This is a genomic window from Mesorhizobium sp. M7A.F.Ca.US.014.04.1.1 (genome assembly GCF_003998745.1).
GTDB lineage: Bacteria > Pseudomonadota > Alphaproteobacteria > Rhizobiales > Rhizobiaceae > Mesorhizobium > Mesorhizobium ciceri.
In genome coordinates, this window is the sequence record NZ_RZRW01000644.1 from 1 (window position 1) to 3,023 (window position 3,023).

A 3,023-nucleotide genomic window follows, 5' to 3' on the forward strand; every position below is an offset into this window, starting at 1 on the left:
GCACCACTACGGACGGTTTTGTCGCCAGCGACGGCACGGTATTTCCGCTGCCTGCGTTGGGACAGGGCGAAAGTGCGCTTGCCTGGGGCATCCGGCCCGAACATCTCAAGCTCTCAGACAGCGGCGTGCCGGCGGTGGTCGAAGTGGTCGAGCCGACCGGCGCGGAAACCCTTGTCATGGCCAAAGCCGGCAACAACACGCTGAGCGCGTTGCTGCGCGAGCGGATTTCCGTGATGCCGGGCCAGAAGGTTTTCCTGGCGCCGGACCTCACCCAGTTGCATCTGTTCAACGCCAAGGGTCAGCGCATTATGCGGGTGCGGAACGCATCAAGGGTTATTCGGCAGATGAATTAATCGGCAAGCACTTTTCGCAATTCTATACTCTCAAGGACCGTGAGCGGGGCAGTCCGCAAAGTGCCCTGGAGATCGCCGCCCGTGAAGGGCGAGTTGAGCGCGAAGGCTGGCGTATACGCAAAGACGGCACTGCGTTCTGGTCCCACGTGGTCATCGACGCCCATTCGGCACGAGGATGGCGAACTCCTGGGGTTCGCGAAGATCACACGCGACATTACGGAGCGGAAGAAGGCGCAGGAGAAAATGGATGCGATCGGCAAGCTAACGGGCGGCGTCGCCCACGATTTCAACAATTTGCTGATGGCGATTTTGGGAAGTCTCGAGCTGCTCCGCAAACGACTTCCCGACGATCCACAATTGCTGCGTCTTCTCGACAACGCGGTGCTCGGGGCGCGACGGGGAGCGTCCTTGACGCAGCGCATGCTGGCTTTTGCCTGGCGGCAGCAACTCGATCCAAAGCCTGTCGACCTAATTGGCCTAAATCCAGGGAATGAGAGAATTGCTGGAGCGGTCGCTTGGCTCAAGGGCGATCATAGAAACGAAATTTCCGCTCTCGCTCGATCATGTAATGATCGATGAAAGTCAGATCGAACTTGCCTTGCTCAACCTGTGTGTCAACGCCAGTGACGCCATGCCTGATGGTGGGCCGATCATCATTTCCGCCCGGATGGAACAGGTCGGCGAAAGCAATGGTGCTGGCTTGGCTCCCGGCCATTATGTCTGCCTCTCGGCAGCCGACAGTGGCGAAGGAATGGACGAAGGGCGACGGAACCGTTTTCACCACAAAAGGCGCTGGCAAAGGTACGGGTCTCGGTCTGTCCATGGTGCATGGGATGACAGAGCAAATGGGCGGGTGCCTAGTGCTCAAGAGCTCCAGGGGAACCGGAACCACAGCGGAACTATGGCTGCCGATCGCAACCGCGAGCTCAGAAGTCGCGCGCGGGCCGGATGTTCTTGCCGAGGAAGCCATTGAGACGGCGTCGCTGCGGATTCTGGCAGTGGATGACGATGCGCTGGTCCTTTTGAATACCGCGGCAATGCTCGAGGATCTCGGCCATACTGTCGCGGAGGCGCATTCTGCGGCGGCAGCCCTCAGGTTGCTGGAGGAGCAGCCGTTCGACCTCGTCATAACGGATCATGCTATGCCGAAGATGACGGGCCTGCAGCTATCGAATACGATCAAAGTCCAGTGGCCGAACGTACCCGTCATTATAGCAACGGGCTACGCCGAACTCCCGGGGACTCGCGACATCAAAATTCTCAGCAAGCCGTTTACTGAAGAAGAATTGGCGAACGCAATAGCAGCCGCTAATGTCGCGTAGGGTCGCCTTAGACACCACCCCCTTTGAGTTCCTTGATGCGTCAAGCTGGGATAAGATCCTCCAATTTTTCTCTGAGAGTACTTGCGAAGCGGCAACCTGCTCGGCGGTCAGAAGGGTCTATGGAAAGTGTACGTTCAAGCAGCCGATTCGTGCGAGAGGACGACTTCGTTCTTCGAAAGATCGCTTTGGTCGCCTGCCCTACCAGCCTATGCCGCACTTTAGCTCCCGGATCTAACTGTTTGCAAGGCTTGGGAACCCGCGAGGCGTTGTTCTCGCAGTCGCGCAGTCAAGCAGGAGTGCGGACAGGCCTACCCAGCAGCGAAACAGAAAAGCGCCGGCGCTGGGTCTTCACCGGGGCTAAGGGCATGTACGAGCTACCCTGCATGTCCGAGTTTCAGCCTGCGCTAATATTGTAAATGAATGACTGTGCGCACCGACTTCTCCGGGTCGTTGCGTTTGGCGTCACTGTGGTTCCCGAAGGGCCGATATACTCCACCAGCGCGAGGCATGACCGCTCAGATTCTGTTGGTCGGCGCCAACGTTCGCGCACCTCTGCGCCGGCCGCCACGGCACTTTGAGGTGAAGTGCCGCTCACGGAGCTAAAACCCAGCAATTGGCCGACAATCGCCGAATAGCCGATTGGTTGAAAACGTACAGCGAATCCGTTGGGGTTATGCTGGACAACAGGGTAAACAATTCCTTTCGCTGGAAGGGAGGCCGCGATGGTTCGAACGCCTTTAGAAGTTGCACAAGGCGTAATCGCAACCGGCTATCTTGTTCGGCATAATTCCATGATCGGAACTGCCAAGTTTCGCCAAGACGTGGATCGTTCAAGGCGCGCAATCGAGACATCGCGCGAACTGCTCAAACGCCTTCGCCAACGTCACCACGATGACATGGCGCGAGGGTGGGAAGATCCGGGCGTGGCAAGCGTCGCCGTCTCCGCCTTTGACGCCGACATTCTCCGATCGGCATTCCGAGAGTTGGTCAGGCAAACGGGTGTGCCTGAGTATCAATGGCGTGATCTGGCCACGAGCCTGGTACATGAATTCACCGGGTGCGAGCAGATGGAAACCGGCCTGGTGGATTGGATCACCAGCAAGTAGCGCTACAAGGAAACCTTTTTGGGGGCTCGGAATTAGGGTCGCATGGCCCGCTTCTTCTTTGATTTAACCGACGATGGCGAAGTCTTTCCCGATCCTGAAGGAACCGAAATTGCGAGCCGGGAAGCCGCTGAAGATGAGGCAGCAAGAGCGTTGCTTGAAATAGCCAAAGACCGGATGCCGGACGGCACTTTCAGAGAGGTTGCCATCGATGTCCGCGATCACACCAGCAAGCTACTATTCTT

Annotated in this window: 5 protein-coding genes and 1 pseudogene; all 6 read left to right on the forward strand. The window is 57.8% G+C overall.

The window, feature by feature from the left end:
- The coding region (locus EOA22_RS29170) for a TOBE domain-containing protein (RefSeq protein ID WP_127390415.1) at window positions 1-353 on the forward strand (353 nt) is incomplete at its 5' end.
- Window positions 353-439 (forward strand): annotated as a pseudogene (locus EOA22_RS39745) (hypothetical protein); the annotation flags it as partial. The gene EOA22_RS29170 and the pseudogene EOA22_RS39745, both read left to right, overlap by 1 nt.
- Window positions 435-932: a histidine kinase dimerization/phospho-acceptor domain-containing protein gene (locus tag EOA22_RS39750; protein ID WP_063170678.1), complete on the forward strand. Its 498-nt coding sequence runs from the start codon at window positions 435-437 to the stop codon at window positions 930-932. The pseudogene EOA22_RS39745 and the gene EOA22_RS39750, both read left to right, overlap by 5 nt.
- A gap of 110 nt (window positions 933-1,042) precedes the next feature.
- Window positions 1,043-1,675 (forward strand): response regulator, encoded by a 633-nt coding sequence (locus EOA22_RS39755; RefSeq protein WP_348629509.1) that lies wholly within the window; start codon window positions 1,043-1,045, stop codon window positions 1,673-1,675.
- Between the two features lie 722 nt (window positions 1,676-2,397).
- Window positions 2,398-2,781 (forward strand): hypothetical protein, encoded by a 384-nt coding sequence (locus tag EOA22_RS29180; protein WP_127390413.1) that lies wholly within the window; start codon window positions 2,398-2,400, stop codon window positions 2,779-2,781.
- Window positions 2,782-2,823: 42 nt separating this feature from the next.
- A partial coding sequence (locus EOA22_RS29185; RefSeq protein WP_127390414.1) for a hypothetical protein occupies window positions 2,824-3,023 on the forward strand: 200 nt, incomplete at its 3' end.

What these genes read in the sequence shown, in the direction of transcription:
- EOA22_RS29180 (WP_127390413.1), top strand. Translation starts at nt 2,398, where the DNA reads ATGGTTCGAACGCCTTTAGAAGTTGCACAAGGCGTAATCGCAACCGGC.
- EOA22_RS39755 (WP_348629509.1), top strand. Translation starts at nt 1,043, where the DNA reads ATGGTGCTGGCTTGGCTCCCGGCCATTATGTCTGCCTCTCGGCAGCCG.